Source organism: Paenibacillus oryzisoli (assembly GCF_050467285.1).
In the GTDB taxonomy this organism is placed as follows: Bacteria; Bacillota; Bacilli; order Paenibacillales; family NBRC-103111; genus Paenibacillus_E; species Paenibacillus_E oryzisoli_A.
The window spans coordinates 44678-59495 of record NZ_JBCMUN010000022.1 but is presented as its reverse complement, the minus strand read 5'-3'; the positions used below and the strand labels follow the sequence as shown (position 1 = coordinate 59495).

General features: G+C 48.1%; 14 protein-coding genes. 8 read left to right on the top strand and 6 right to left on the bottom strand.

Annotation, left to right across the window (positions count from 1 at the left end):
- Positions 1-18 precede the first annotated feature (18 nt).
- The 6 genes from ABE504_RS29655 to ABE504_RS29630 all read left to right on the top strand — a co-directional run bounded on the left by ABE504_RS29655 (position 19) and on the right by ABE504_RS29630 (position 6890).
- Positions 19-1014 (top strand): Rieske 2Fe-2S domain-containing protein, encoded by a 996-nt coding sequence (locus ABE504_RS29655; RefSeq protein WP_430095886.1) that lies wholly within the window; start codon positions 19-21, stop codon positions 1012-1014.
- A 224-nt stretch (positions 1015-1238) separates the two neighbouring features.
- The gene (locus ABE504_RS29650) at positions 1239-2324 is read left to right on the top strand and encodes an ABC transporter substrate-binding protein (RefSeq protein ID WP_430095883.1); all 1086 of its coding nucleotides are present in this window, start codon (positions 1239-1241) and stop codon (positions 2322-2324) included.
- A 43-nt stretch (positions 2325-2367) separates the two neighbouring features.
- Entirely contained in the window at positions 2368-3756 is a 1389-nt protein-coding gene (locus tag ABE504_RS29645; RefSeq protein WP_430095880.1) for an amidohydrolase family protein, read from the top strand.
- A gap of 56 nt (positions 3757-3812) precedes the next feature.
- Positions 3813-4616: an ABC transporter ATP-binding protein gene (locus ABE504_RS29640; RefSeq protein ID WP_430095878.1), complete on the top strand. Its 804-nt coding sequence runs from the start codon at positions 3813-3815 to the stop codon at positions 4614-4616.
- A 19-nt stretch (positions 4617-4635) separates the two neighbouring features.
- Entirely contained in the window at positions 4636-5973 is a 1338-nt protein-coding gene (locus tag ABE504_RS29635) for an FAD-binding oxidoreductase (RefSeq protein WP_430095877.1), read from the top strand.
- A 101-nt stretch (positions 5974-6074) separates the two neighbouring features.
- Positions 6075-6890, top strand: a complete 816-nt coding sequence (locus ABE504_RS29630; protein WP_430095995.1) for an ABC transporter permease — start codon at positions 6075-6077, stop codon at positions 6888-6890.
- A 63-nt stretch (positions 6891-6953) separates the two neighbouring features.
- On the opposite strand, the gene ABE504_RS29625 is transcribed toward ABE504_RS29630, so the two are convergent.
- From ABE504_RS29625 to ABE504_RS29615, 3 genes are all read right to left on the bottom strand, one after another.
- Positions 6954-7103, bottom strand: coding sequence for a hypothetical protein (locus ABE504_RS29625; protein ID WP_430095874.1), 150 nt, complete (start codon positions 7101-7103; stop codon positions 6954-6956).
- 221 nt (positions 7104-7324) lie between these two features.
- A complete protein-coding gene (locus ABE504_RS29620; RefSeq protein WP_430095872.1) occupies positions 7325-7459 on the bottom strand; it encodes a hypothetical protein in 135 nt (44 codons plus the stop codon).
- Positions 7460-7482: 23 nt separating this feature from the next.
- Positions 7483-7653, bottom strand: coding sequence for a hypothetical protein (locus ABE504_RS29615; RefSeq protein ID WP_430095868.1), 171 nt, complete (start codon positions 7651-7653; stop codon positions 7483-7485).
- Between the two features lie 404 nt (positions 7654-8057).
- Here ABE504_RS29615 and ABE504_RS29610 point away from each other — a divergent pair, with 404 nt between their 5' ends.
- Entirely contained in the window at positions 8058-9986 is a 1929-nt protein-coding gene (locus ABE504_RS29610; protein WP_430095866.1) for an ATP-binding protein, read from the top strand.
- Between the two features lie 26 nt (positions 9987-10012).
- On the opposite strand, the gene ABE504_RS29605 is transcribed toward ABE504_RS29610, so the two are convergent.
- From ABE504_RS29605 to ABE504_RS29595, 3 genes are all read right to left on the bottom strand, one after another.
- Positions 10013-10252, bottom strand: a complete 240-nt coding sequence (locus tag ABE504_RS29605; RefSeq protein WP_430095863.1) for an NHLP leader peptide family RiPP precursor — start codon at positions 10250-10252, stop codon at positions 10013-10015.
- 85 nt (positions 10253-10337) lie between these two features.
- The gene (locus ABE504_RS29600; RefSeq protein ID WP_430095860.1) at positions 10338-11273 is read right to left on the bottom strand and encodes a class 1 isoprenoid biosynthesis enzyme; all 936 of its coding nucleotides are present in this window, start codon (positions 11271-11273) and stop codon (positions 10338-10340) included.
- Positions 11270-13585: an AraC family transcriptional regulator gene (locus ABE504_RS29595; RefSeq protein ID WP_430095856.1), complete on the bottom strand. Its 2316-nt coding sequence runs from the start codon at positions 13583-13585 to the stop codon at positions 11270-11272. Before ABE504_RS29595 ends, ABE504_RS29600 begins: the two co-directional genes overlap by 4 nt.
- Before the next feature lie 277 nt (positions 13586-13862).
- On the opposite strand from ABE504_RS29595, the gene ABE504_RS29590 reads away from it, so the two are divergent.
- Positions 13863-14786 (top strand): ABC transporter permease, encoded by a 924-nt coding sequence (locus ABE504_RS29590; RefSeq protein WP_430095853.1) that lies wholly within the window; start codon positions 13863-13865, stop codon positions 14784-14786.
- Positions 14787-14818: the final 32 nt, after the last annotated feature.

Here is a 14818-nt window from a genome sequence, read left to right as displayed (position 1 = left end):
TCATGGAGGATGAGGAAGATGGCACAAGAGAGATTGCACGATCCTGTATTGGAGAACGATTGGCATGCGGTTTATTTGGCTTCAGAGCTGAAGGAGCAACCGGCGGGGGTCATCATTCTGGGCGAACGCGTGGCGATTTATCGGAGCAGCAGGGGCGTCCATGCCCTGCAGGACCTTTGCATACATCGTGGGGCGATGCTGTCCCGAGGCTGGGTGAAGAACGATATTCTTGTGTGTCCGTATCATGGCTGGCAGTACGAATCCTCCGGCCAATGCGTTTGTATTCCTGCACAGCCACAAGGGGAGCGCATCCCGCCAAGGGCCAAAGCCGTGACATACGCCTGCGAGGAGAAATACGGCTTTATCTGGGTGTGCCTTGGGGAGCCGAGCGGGCCGATTCCGCATTTTGAGGAGTTCGCGAACCCGGAGTATCACCCGATTCCATGCGGACCGTACAAGGTGCAGGCAGCGGGGACGCGCGTGATCGAGAACTTTACCGATTTTGCCCACCTTATGTTCGTGCATCAGGATTTGCTGGGGCATCCCGACTATGCGGAACTGCCGGATTATCAGGTGATCAAGGAGGAAAACCGTATTTATATTGAAAATATTCCGATTTTCCAGCCTGTCGCACACTCCGGCTCCGATAAAAAGGACGGCACAACATATGTGTACCGCAAGGAAATATACCGTCCCCTTTCAGGGCGGCTGACGAAGGCGGACCCGAGCAACGGGCAGGCGCTGTGGATCATGCTGACGGTGCTCCCGGTTGCGGCAGAGGAGTGCGTCGTGTTCATGCTCGTATCGCGCAATTATGCCTATGACGTGGACGATGCGAACTTCAAACATTTTCAGGATATTGTGTTTGATCAGGATGCCAAGGTCATTGAGACGCAGAAGCCGGAGCTGCTGCCGCTGGATTTGCAGGTGGAGCTGAATCACCGGGTCGACCGTTTCTCCATTGCGTACCGCAGATACTTGCGTGAGCTTGGTGTCGTAGTGGGTACGATATAAACGAAGTAGGTAATATTCGGATTTTGGTCAAATTGTAAAGAGTGGGGACCGAACAATCATGGAAAAACCATAAAAAGACGATCGTTTATTGTGTGGAAATACAAAACGTCAGTCTCTTCGTTGACGATGGCAGGTTTGCAAACGTATATTTGACTCAAGGTTAACGGCCTTATAGAGGATGTTCAAGATCGTAGAGAAAACCACAATCGGAGGGGAAGTTTAAGATGAAACGATTCCAAGGTTCCCAAGCATTTGGCGTGAAACGCCCGGCAGTTGTCTCTCTCAGTGTGCTTATGATTTCAGGGCTTTTGGCAGCCTGCGGCAGCTCCACGACTTCCTCTTCGCCGGCGCCATCGGCGGCAGCACCGTCTGCGGCAGCAGGGGCTTCTCCGACAGCTTCGACGGCTCCGGCAGCGAAGACGCCGGTTCCCGTGACGACGGTGCTGAACTGGTTCGCCGAACCGGAGCACGGCGGCAACTTTGCGGCGCTGGCCAAAGGCTTTTACAAAGATGCAGGCTTCGACATGACGCTCATGCCGGGCGGCCCGCAAGTATCCGCCACACAGATCGTGGCGTCGGGCAAAGCGCAGTTCGGGATGGCGAACGGCGATGACATTTTGGTGGCGAGACAGGAAGGCATTCCGATCGTAGCGATCGCGACGTCGATGCAGAAGAGCCCGCAAGCGCTCATCTACCATAAGGAATCCGGCATCAAGGACTTCTCCGACCTCCACGGCAAAAAAGTTTATGTCGCCTCCACCGCAAGCTTCTGGCAGTTTATGAAGAAAAAATACAAGCTCGACGATGCACAGGAGCTCAAATACACAGGTCAACTGGTCAACTTCGTGAATGACAAGTCGTCATTGACCCAAGGCTACGTCACTTCCGAGCCGTTCACATTGGATCAGCAAAAAGTCGAGTACGGCGTCCTCCTGAACGCGGATTCGGGTTACAACATTTACGCCGGCGTCTACTTCACGACCGAGAAAATGATTCAAGAACACCCGGATCAAGTCAAAGCGTTCGTGGAAGCGACCGTGAAGGGGTGGGATTACTACAAAGATCATGCTGAAGAAATTAACCCGGCAATTCAACAAAAGAACCCTGATATGGGACTGGATATGATGAAATACAGCTCTACGAAAGAAATGGACTTCGTTTTCGGCGGTGACGCTGTAACCAAAGGCACCGGCATCATGACGAAAGAACGTTGGGAAGAAGTGCAAAAGCAGCTGGTCGACGTTGGCGTCCTGAAAACGGCAGAGCCGATCGACAAAGTGTTCACAACACAGTTTTTGCCTACAAAATAAAGACTGAAAATTACGATATTTTACCACTTGGGAGGTGGCGGCATTGGCTTCTGTAACTTCGAGCAACATCAATTTCTGTAACGTCCGATTGCCCTTATATAATGAAGAGAAATTTTATCGTCTCTCCATTCGGGATGGGGAGTGGACGCTTATCGAACAGCAGGAAGCCGATGCAGCCGGCCTGCCAAGGGGTATCAAACTGGAAGCGTGGACGCCTGAGTCGCATGGTGCGAACGATGTGGTGCCGACGATCGATCTGGAGGGGCGCATCATGCTCCCCGGTTTGGTCGACGCGCATATGCATCTGGATAAATCGTTTTCCTTGACCACGGTGGAAAACCAAAGCGGCACACTCGAAGAAGCCGTTCGCAACTATTCGCAGGCGGCTCCGACTTTCTCCAAGGAGGAGATCAAGGCCCGCATCATGCGCTCGGCGCTTCAAGCGCTGTCCTTTGGCACGACGCACATCCGCACGCATCTCGATTTCAACTTGAGGCACTCGCGAGATGTTGCGATCCGTACGGTGGAAGCGGCACTTGAGGCCAAAGAAGCGCTGGCGCCTTTCATCAACTTACAGCTGTTTCCGATGTGTCCGTTCAACTTTATGTCGCTGGACACAGAGGCGATCCACGAAGCGCTCCGCATGGGTGTGGATGGGATTGGCGGCGCACCGCATTTGTCGGAGACCCCGCAGGCGGATATTGATTATATGTTTAACTTAGCTGAAAAATACGACGTACCGATCGATCTCCACTGTGACGAGACCGACAATCCGGCGATGAAGACAGCGCTCTACGTGGCGCAGCGAACGATCCAATCCGGCTACCAGGGCCGAGTTGCCGTCGATCACTTGTGTGCGCTCGCTTCGATGACTGACGAGGATGCTATGGCAATTATCGATAGTATGGCCGAAGCGAAGCTCAAAGCGGTATCTTTGCCGGCTGTGAATCTGTATTTGCAAGGCAGACACGATTCGTTTCCGGTGCGGCGCGGTGTGACGCGTCTCAAGCAAATCTGGGAAGCGGGCATTCCGATTGCCATCGCTTCGGACAATATTCACGATCCTTTCCATCCTTTCGGGCGGGGGGATTTGCTGCAAATTGCCTTGATCGGCTCCTATGCGGCGCATATGGGCAGACCTGGCGATCTTCGCACGCTGCTACGCATGATTACGGAGGCGCCTGCGAAGGTGCTTGACTTGCCGCAGTACGGCATACAAGAGGGTATTCCCGCCAGCTTCGTTATTTTGGACGGCACGACAGTAGAAGAGCTGTTCACCCTACTACCCGATCGGAGATGGGTGTACAACCAAGGCCGGTTCGTGCGTACGCCGGGAAGCAAAGCTGAATGGCGGCATGAAGCGCTGGCGCAATATTGGCAAGCATCAGCGGAGCAAGTTTCTTTTAGCAAGCAAGCCGCCGTGAAAGGGTGAACGCCCACGAAGTGCGCATGGTTCGAATATAGCAGATTATTTAGGAGATGACGAACATGGCGAAGAATGCCCCATTGCTTGCTGCGTCCAGCCCGATTGCAACACCTTCAACCTTTGTCAGCTTGGCGAATCTTTCGAAAACGTATCCGAACGGCACGATCGCCTTGCAGGATGTGAATTTGATCATTCAGGAAGGTGAGTTTCTTTGCTTCGTAGGCCCTTCAGGCTGCGGGAAATCGACGATTTTTAAAATCATGACCGGTCTCTCCAAGCCGAGTAAAGGCACGCTGGACGTCTTCGGCACGACGCCGAAGGAAGCGCGCAAGCAGAGCGACATTGCGTTTGTGTTTCAGGACCATACCTTGCTGCCGTGGTCGACGGTAGAATCGAACGTCAAACTTCCGCTCGAGCTGCGAGGCGTCGATAAGAAAACCCAGCAAGCCGAAGCGCAGCGCGTACTCGAGCTTGTCGGGCTGAAAGATTACATGAAAGTGCTGCCCCGGGAGCTTTCCGGCGGCATGAAGATGCGCGTGTCGATTGCGCGCGCCCTGATTTCCCGGCCGAAGCTGCTGCTGATGGATGAGCCGTTCGGCGCCCTCGACGAAATTACTCGCCAAACGTTGCAATTGGAGCTGTTGAACATCTGGCAGCAGGACAAATCGATGACCGTACTGTTTATCACGCACAACGTGTTTGAATCTGTGTTTTTATCAACCAGCGTCATGGTCATGACCCCTCGCCCCGGCAAAATCGCCGCCAGAGTAGAAATTCCCGTGCCGTTCCCACGGGATGAGACATTCCGGACGACGCTGCAATTCAACGATTTGGTGCGTGAAGTGAACGACGCCTTAGTGCATTAAAAAGGGAGGTGAGCCTGCAATGTCCACACAAACGACTTGGCTGCATGAAATCGAAGACCAGTTTGGTTCAGACATCGTCGCAATCGATTCCGATATAAGGGAAAAGCTGTCCAAAGATTATTACTGGTACTCACCGGTGCTGAACCGATTGCTGCAAGGGGTGAAGGCTGCTGACGCGGTCGTTCTGCCAAGAACGGAAGCGGAAGTGGCCGAAGTGTTGGCCTTCGGTTACGCTCACCGCATTCCGGTGACCGTGCGCGGTGCCGGAACCGGCAATTATGGGCAAGCCGTTCCGCTGCAGGGCGGCATCCTGATGGATCTCAGCCGGATGGATGAGATTCTTGAAATTGGCCCCGGTTATGCCCGCTTGCAATGCGGCGTCAAGCTCGGCATCATCGACAAAAAAGCACGCGAAGTCGGGCAGGAGCTGTGCATATACCCCAGTACGTATGTGAAAGCGACGGTCGGCGGCTTCGTCAGCGGCGGGTCCGGCGGGATCGGGTCGATCACCTACGGCAATCTGTGGGATGGCAACGTGCTGGAGGCCGTCATCTATACGATGGAGGAGGAGCCGCAGCGCCTCGTGGTTCAAGGCGATGAGTTGTTCAACTACATTCATAATTACGGCACGACGGGGATTTTGACCGAAGTAACGATTCCGCTGGCCCCGCGCACCGAATGGACGCAGGCGATTGCCCAGTTTCCGACCTTCGAGCTCTCGATGCGCTTCGGCGAAGTGCTGGCCCGAGATGAGCGCATTCCAAAAAGATTGGTTGCGCCGATGGAATGGCCGATCCCTTCGTACTTCATCCCTTTTGCCAAAGTGATACAGGAGGGACAGGCGGCGGTCATGCTGGAATTTGCTGAGGAAACACTCGCTTTGGTGGAAGAACATGCGCAAGCGTTCGGCGGTCATCTCGCCCATATAATAGGAGCAAAAAATTACCGCAAAACGATCGGTGTCTCCGACTTCACCTGGAACCATACGACACTGTGGGCGATGAAAACCGATGAGACGATGACCTATTTGCAGGCGGGCTTCCAGATTGATCGATACCTGGAGCAGATCGCACTGCTGAAAGCGGAGTACGGCGATGAACTGTTTCTGCATGTTGAATGGGTGCGCAGCGGTGGTACGGTGACGCCGACGGCGTTGCCAGTCGTGAAGTTTACGACAGAGGAACGACTGTACGAGATCATCGGATTTTGCGAATCCATCGGTGTCCGCATTTTCGACCCGCATACGTGGGTCCTCGATCAGGGCGGGCGCGGCGAAGTCGGCAGTATGGAACGCAAGAAGCGGGTGAACGACCCGAGAGGTCTGCTGAATCCGGGCAAAATTATATGTGAAATGTAAAGCGAAGGGAGACAAGTGCTATGGCTGTTGACTCTAATTACTTGCAAATGCTACCTGATGAAATCTTTCCTGCACGCGAGCGTGTGGCCTGGACCAAGCGCATGGAGGATGGGGTCTCGCCTGGCCTTCGATTCCTTCTGCTCTTGAGACAGCTTGTGCCGCCATTGGTCGCATTTATCGTGTTTATCGGCGGCTGGGAATTGTTGTGTGCGTTGACCCATGCACCGGCGTACCTCGTTCCCAAGCCATCCGACATCGTGAAAGCCGCTTATGAAAATAGAGCCGGGCTCTGGGTGTCGGTGCGGACGACCACCTTTGAAGCTGTGCTGGGCTTCGTGCTCAGCATCTTCCTCGGCATTGCCGGCGCGGTCTTGCTCGCCAGCTCCAAATGGATCGAGAAAGCCGTCTATCCGTACGCCATCATTTTACAAACCATCCCGATCGTTGCTGTCGCTCCGCTTATCGTGATCTGGTTCGATGCAGGCATGAACGCCATTGTCATTATTACGTTCCTGATCGGCTTCTTCCCGATGTTATCCAACACCTTGATCGGGCTTAACTCCACGGATCAGAACATGAGCAACCTGTTCTACCTCTACAATGCGAGCGGCTTCCAGACGATGCTCAAGCTGCGCATTCCCGCAGCCCTGCCTTACATCGTCGCCGGCCTCAAAATCTCCTGCACGCTCTCCGTTGTCGGCGCGATCGTGGGCGAATACATCGCCGGCATCGGCGGCGGCCAAGGCGGACTCGGCTACGCGATCACCTACGCAGCAGCTCGCCTCAAAACGCCGTACCTGTTCGCCTGCGGCTTATCCGCCTCGGCGCTCGGCATCATCTTCTTCCTGCTCGTAAATGCCTTTGCGAAATGGCTGCTTAGCTCCTGGCATGAGTCGGAGATGAAGAAGGAGAGTTAGGGAGAAGAAAGTTAAAAAGAAAAAGGACAATCGAACGAAGGTTCTGATTTGTCCTTTTTTTTATTATTTCTCATTTTTCTTAATTTTACGGTTAACTTCAAGAGCTTTACGGAATAATTCCAAATGTTCTTTACTTATTTTGGGATCGTTTATTTCATTAATCATATCTTTTGCCGATTGACCTCTGACAACAATTCTAGAAGTTCGTTTCAATCTTCATCACCTTCCACAAGCATAGAGTGATACAGTTTATGCTTGTAGTGTAGGCAAAAATGACAGGTTTTAAACAGTTTGATAGTATGGGATTAATAGTCTCATAGCTACTTGATTCTTCGTTTCGCCAACATCTGTTTCAACAAAGAGCTTCTTCTTGTAAAACTCTCTTGATTTTGGGACGGACCATAGAAAAAGATACTTGACTCCTGCCCATTGCGTCAATTCAATGCAATCTGCTCTGCATAGGCTTGGTCGGATTTTAAAAAACGGTCTATGTCTGTATTTCCACATGAAAAACCCCCGAAAGTATGTTCTGCTTTCAGGGGAGTAAATTCAACTTCGTCCAAATTCATATGAAGTATAGCATCCTTTCCAATCAGTTCAGTTTAGCAATTGCCTTTTGTTCAAGTTTTTTCTTAACCTCTAATGCATTTCTGAACATTTCAATGTGTTCTTTACTGAAGGAAGGTGGTTGATTGATTTCTTGTATCATGTCTTTCGCTGATTGTCCCTGAACTACAATATGTTTTTTATTTAAAGTAACCATAGATCTTCCCCCTTTTACCTGTTGGATAAAATTACCTAATTAAATCATAGCATTGTATGTGAAATTTTTCAAACCCCAAAACATCTTTTTATTAACAGTGCCTTTAGATGCATAGAAGCTATGGTTAGCAAAGAGCGATAGCATAGATTTCTAGTCTTAGAGGTAATTTTAAGTTTGAAGATCCTCATATCCAATGTTATGATTAGACTAGGAAATATTATCCAGTCAAAAGGAGTTCATTTCTGGAACTAAGTACTTCCTTTTTGTTTTTTTTATTTTGTATAGCATACGGCTATAAGGTGTTTACTTTTGTTTAATTATGTTAAATGAGAGAAGGAAAGTGCTGATAATCGTCGAATTATAATTTGTAAATAACTTACAGGTAACGTTGGGAAGGTGAATGCATGGGGCAAACTCAAAAGCGGCGAATCGGTTTGTGTGCTATGGTCGTATGGATGGTGTTTCTGGTAAGTCAGCTCAGCTTGATTCCCCAGACGAAAGCCGCAGAGGTTAATGACTTGAAACCGATTTCTTCTTGGGATCTGATGTGGTCTTCACCGGAAACAACTATAAAGGATGTAATGAGTACCGCGGGGGCGGAGAATCAATGGATTACGGTGAAAAACGGAGATGTGGCACCGGAAAAGCCGAAGGATGTGACGGTTGCATGGGTTCGGTTTAAGTTACCAGACGAGATTCCAAAAAATTATGGGGGGTATATAGATAGAATTTATGCTCAAAAACAATCAGTGTTTATGGATGGCCAACTAATCTACGAAATGAAATATGACTATGCACATGACATTATGTATTCGCTTTTACCGTTGAACCCTGAAGACAATAAGCAGGTTCTTTATATGAGATTGGAAACAACGATGGATAGGCTTGGGATAAATTCAAAAATAAAATTGGGCAATTATGATGTTTTAACGCATACGCTAATTTTAAAAGATATGCAAAACTTCATTATAGGCAGTACGCTACTAATTATCTCTTTTATAATGTTTATTTGTTCCCTGTTCTTATACAAAACACAACGCCAAACATGGATCTCCCTTAGCTTGCATATCTTGTCTTTAGGTGGGATATTCCTTACTTTTTCGCAATTTTTGTATGTAAACTATCCGCAATTTGGTGTTCTGCTTAGCAATGTTTTTGATGTCTCGCTTGCCATTTTCTTGCTTACTCTGACGTATTTCATTGAAAAAATATTCGAAAACGGAAAATTACGTTGGGTACGCTATTTTCGTATCACCCAGACGGCCTATTCGACAATGACAATTGCCTTTATGTTCATTAATCAAATGAATGGGTATCAATGGAACCAACTCTACTATTTTATGTCTGTTACATTATTAGGCATCATGATGATTTTACAATTTAGTATAATTTCGATTTTGTCAGTTTATTTTGTGATTCGTGGTAATAAAGAGGCGATGATATTCTCGATAGGGTTCGCTACTTTTGCTATTATGGGAATTCTTGATCTTGTTCTATTTTATGGAAATGGGCAAAGGTATCAATTTATTCTTTGGAAATATGGCATCATTGGTTTTCTTCTGACTTTAATCATCATTTTATGCAGAAGATTCGCCATTAATCAGAAGCATATGATTAATTACGCTAAAGAATTAGAGTTTTATAATCATCAACTTCAGCTCTCTGAGAAAATGGAGATGATATCCTCTCTCGCAGCTTCGGTCGCGCATGAGGTTCGTAATCCGCTACAAGTGACACGGGGATTTTTACAATTGGTTTCTTCATCGGCTGATTCAAAGAACAAGGAATACATGGGAATTGCTATAGAAGAACTAGATCGCGCATCAGTAATTATTACTGACTTCTTGACCTTTGCCAAACCCCAGTTGGATGAAATGGTAGAGTTAAATGTTAACAAGGAAATTAGTCAAATAGAAGGTATTATCGTCCCATTAGCTACAATGCATGGGGGAGGGATTTCGGTAAGTGTACCAAATGACCTTTACATACTCGGTAATTCATCTAAATTAAAGCAAGTCCTAATGAACTTAATCAAAAACAGCATAGAAGCTTTTCAAACAGAAGGGCAAATTCACATTTGGGCTTATCGAAAGCAAGAAGAAGTGTGGATCCACATCAAGGACAACGGTGAGGGGATAGAGCCGGAACAATTAATGAAGCTCGGCGAACCGTATTACTCAACCAAGACGAAAGGAACCGGTCTTGGACTTATGGTAACGTTCCGGCTAATTGACATGATGAAGGGAAAGGTTGAATTCAAGAGCCAACGCCATCAAGGTACAGAAGTAATTCTTCGATTTCCTGCTATAACGGAAGAAAAGGTGCACCGCTAAAAGCGGGCACCTTTTTTAATTATGAACTACCACATAGATTCTGCACCATTTGCCATAACCAATACTTTAGCAGGATTTGTAGGAATAACCAACACGAACTCTGTCGACGTTTCTTCAACTGCGTTCACTTTGATGTCATCCGGAATTGTGATGTTGAACGCTTGCTTCAGTGCCGCCTTAGGATTCGACAGCAGTTGCTGTTTGAAGGCTTCATCTTCCCAGGCCTTTTGGATAATTTGCGCTTTCAGTGCTTCGTTTGATGACATCGGCAATCACTCCTACTATAGTTATTGGGTAAAATTCCCTACAAAGAGAATTGTAGCATGATTCCCGAAAAAATTACAGAAAATTCTATACAGATTTCGACATAAAATGGAAAAAACCGCCTAAAAGTAATTGTTTTCTTTGTTCTTTTATTTCCTGAGAAATATTTTGCAAGTTTCGTACAAGAGATTCATGAAATTCATAGAGTTGATCCATATGAATCGACATATGATGCAGATTTTCGTGATGGGCTGCAGCGATTTCTGAATAAACATCGGCGTGATCTAGTACATAAAGCTCATGTTTCACAGCCTCCACGGTCAGCGTATCTATCCGCGAAAAGTTCAGCTTCCTACGAATCGAAGCCAGCAAACAATTATAGCTTCCCTCTTCCAAATCCTCCTCCCAATCTGCGTAATCATCCAACATCTGCAGTGTAACTAGCGATAACTCTACAGCAGCAGTTACCTCAGGGATCAGATGGGCTTGTCCAGTCAGCAGCAAAGCGCCTGTGCTGGCGTTCTTCACGGGACTTGCTTTGCGCGCGATGCGCAGCTTGTCATCAAAGAAATCGTCTCGGCTGCCTTCGTTCGTCACGCTGTCCGCCCACTCGCATACATAAGTCTCATAGTAGCTCCAGAATGGAGAAAAAGCCGGGAAAAGTTCACGATAAATCGCCATATAGTCCATTTGAAACAGATTAGCCAATGGCAGCTTCTCGCGATGCTCCCCTTTGGAAGAATCCATAATGTCGTCTTGAATGAAGTAGTACAACATGATAAAAATATTTGCGATCGCGAGTTTATCTTGCGTTTCGGACGATAATTCGCCTACATCTTCCATCCAATAAGGCAGTAAGTAGCAGACATAGTTCTTAGAGCTGCCTTCTTGACCTACGTCGAATTTGGCTGCATACGACAGCCCTAGCTGATCAAGCGGAGCAGGGTACTGACGCACCCTCTCCGTGACTGCCTCGAATACCCGCCCCAAGCTCATCTCATGCTTCGTTAACCATGTCTTCATTGTTTCTCCATCCCTTTCTGCAGGGCGATGCCCCCGTCCATTAAGTTCGTTAAAAGCGCACTTTGAGGCGTGAATTTTTTTCGGAAATCGTTCGGCGTAATGCTGTGATATTTCTTAAACAGACGATAGAAGTAGGAGTCGCTCGTAAAACCGGTTTTCTCGGCGATGTCGGCGACAGATAAGTTGGTCTGCAGGAGCAGTTCCTTGGATTTGCTCAGCCTGACATCTTGAATGTAATCGGTGAGCGGGACCAAGGTGTTCTGTTTGTACAAGCGGGAAATGTAAACCGGTGACATGGACAGCTCGTCGGCGATGGATTGAAGCGACAAATTCGGGTTCGCATAATCGCGTTCGATGATGTCATTCATTTTTTTAATCAGCTCGAGATGCTTCGAATTCTTCTTCTCGTCGAGCTTCTGTTCCAATTGCCGGAACACTTGAAAGAACTGATTGTCGACCTCGGCAATCGTTTCGATGCGGGACAGTGAAGCAATGGACGTGTTCAGATAAAGCGGCATGGACACGGCATTGTTGCGATTCATTGTCGTTAGTACGTTGTTGACGGTCAGTGTCAAATGCGAAATCGCCAGATGTACGACAGAGTAAGGATACACAGCTGTTTCCTGTATGATTTCGCTGTAGACCGCCTCTGCTCCTGCGCTGTCTCCGGTCATCAGACGCTCGACGAGCTGTTTTTCTTTTTGCGTCGGGAATTGATACTCCTTGTCTTGATAGGCCAGAATCTCATCGGAATGGATCATGCAGCCATGCCCTCGGAACAAGCGGTGGTAGGATGCTTCCAGCAGTTGATGGTACAGGTCGAAACAATCTTGCGCATCCTGCTGTAACGGACTGATCGTCAAGGACACAGAAAGCTTAATGTAATCGGCAATCGAGGTGCGAAGCTGTTCCAAAAGTGAAGTGAAAGCAATATTCTCGAGACACAGCTCCTGTTCTTTCGCAGAGAGAAGCAGCAGAATATGATCTTCCTCCATATCGATGGCCTCCGTATGGAAGCTTGGGCTGAATACTTCCCACCCGATATTCATCATCGCGTAGCGCATCAGGGTGATTTGATCGTTGTACGCTGCGCGCGTTTCCTCAAAGCGGTCAATTTTTACCATAAGCAGTATGGCCGGGTTGGCAATATCGATACTGGAGCCGAAGTAGCTGAGCTTCTTTTGCAAGGCAGCAGGGTGGTACACGTCCCGGCCGGTCAACATATTTCTCAGGAAATTTTGCCGTAAAATTTGTTGATTATCTCTGCGCTCATTCTCCAGCAGCTTCAAACTGCGAATGACTTTATCGATCGGATCGTACAGCCGTTTGGAGGTGAACAGCGACATGAGAAGCCCGGCCAGCAAAATGCTGAGCGAGATGTAAATTGTTTTGGTACGCATGCTCGTAATTTTCTCGGTAATCACCGCGTACGGTGTGACACGGATGTATCGCCAGCCGAGCGGATCCGGTGCGGTGTAGGAGATGAGCGACTTGACGCTATCGACGTCGGCGACCAGATAGCCAGGCGATCCGGCGTTGGCCAGAATGCGCTGAATGTAGCTTTTCTCCGCATAGCGGGTAGCAATCGCATCACTGCCGTTCGTAGAAAGCAGTGTCCCTTCTTTATTAATAATAAATTCATTGCTGGAGCGGCTGTTCGGCTGATTTTGCAAGGTTTTATTGAAGAAAGATTCGGAAATGTTGACGATAATGGCCGAATTCAAGGAGTTTTCTAGGTTAATGGCATCGTAGCAGAGATACGAGTAAATGCCGACAGGTTGTGGGGGCAGTGAAGGTTGATCTGCGGCTGTGTTAAACGTTCTGGGAATCGGAATGAAAGGCGTATAGGCTTGAAAATGATCCAAAATCTCGACCATCCCGGGATCGCCAAGCTGCTCACGCGTTTGAATGCCGCTCTGAAAATTGTTCGAGCTCACATAAAACAACTTCGAAGCGCCGTTGTAAACATAAATCGAGTCAATGAACGGCATAGCAAGGCGGTAATTATTCAACTGGGCCATGCTGCCCTGAATATCGAAGATGTCGGGCTTATCGTAGAACAGCAGCTTGCTGATGACGAAATCGCGGTAGATCTGGAATGAAAGCGAGGCGGCGGTGCCGGTGATCGATTGAATGCGCGTGCTGGTCTGCTGGAGACTGTCGGAGTCCGATGCATACACTTGCTTGAGCGCAATATTGTCAAAGTTAACGTAAAGAATCGTAGAGGATACGAGCAGCGTAATCACGATGGTCATGATCGTAGTTAGAAGAATGTTGCGGTACATCACTTTGCTCTCCTTCTTACGAAGCATCCAGGCACCCCTCCTCCATGTGTAGGAAAAGTATAGCGTATCTCGAAAACGCTTGCAATGGATGGAGCGGCTCTCAGGAATAGGAAACCGTGTGAAAAGTCGGGAAAGTCCATGAAAGTAGGAATTGTTCATACCGCAGATGGCAAGAGTTGATGGGATTCTTTCAGTTTTTTGAACGGATTTTCAGTATCGGAAACGATGAATCGCCGCTTATAATGCGGATATGACGATCGCTCACACACAATCTGATGACAGGGCAAGCAGGAGGGGGAAGACAATGCTTCGTAAAAAGGGCTTCTGGTATGAACTGAACAAAAACAAAATCATGTTTCTGATGTTAGCGCCGACCTTGCTATTCTTCTTTATTAATTCGTACGTGCCAATGATCGGCATTTACTTTGCCTTCACCCGTTTCGATTTTGACGGCGGATTATTCGGAAGTCCTTTCGTCGGACTGCAAAACTTTCAGTTCTTATGGAAGTCCGGCACGTTATGGACACTGACTCGCAATACCGTGGCTTACAATCTGGCTTTTATCGTCTGTCTGAATGCGGCAGCGATCTTCGTGGCGATTCTGCTCAGTGAAATGCACGGTAAGCTATTCAAAAAGATTACGCAATCCCTCATGTTTCTGCCGTATTTCATTTCCTTTGTTCTGCTTAATGCAATCGCTTACAACATGTTCAACTATGATACCGGCTTTGTGAACACGACGCTGAAATCCTTGGATAAAAACCCGATCGATATTTACAATACGCCGACGGCCTGGATTTTTCTTCTCGTCATTTTCTATGTATGGAAAAATCTCGGCTATACGATGGTCATCTATCTCGCGACGATCACCGGTATCAGCGACGAGTATTATGAAGCGGCGAAGATCGACGGCGCCAATATTTTTCAGCGGATCTGGTACATTACGGTGCCGATGCTGAAGCCGACCTTTGTCATCCTGCTCTTGTTTGCGCTGGGCAGCATTATGAAGGGACAATTCGATCTCTTCTATCAGCTTATTGGGAATAACGGCATTCTATACAACACGACGGACATCCTCGATACGTACGTATTCCGCTCGCTCAAAGTGACGTTCGACATTGGCATGGCGACGGCGGCTGGGTTGTTTCAATCCATTTTCGGCTTCGTGCTGATTATGACCGTGAACTATTTGATTCGCAAATCAAACGAAGATTACGCATTATTCTAGGAGGTGAATCTGGGTGCGAGCCAGAGGCGTTG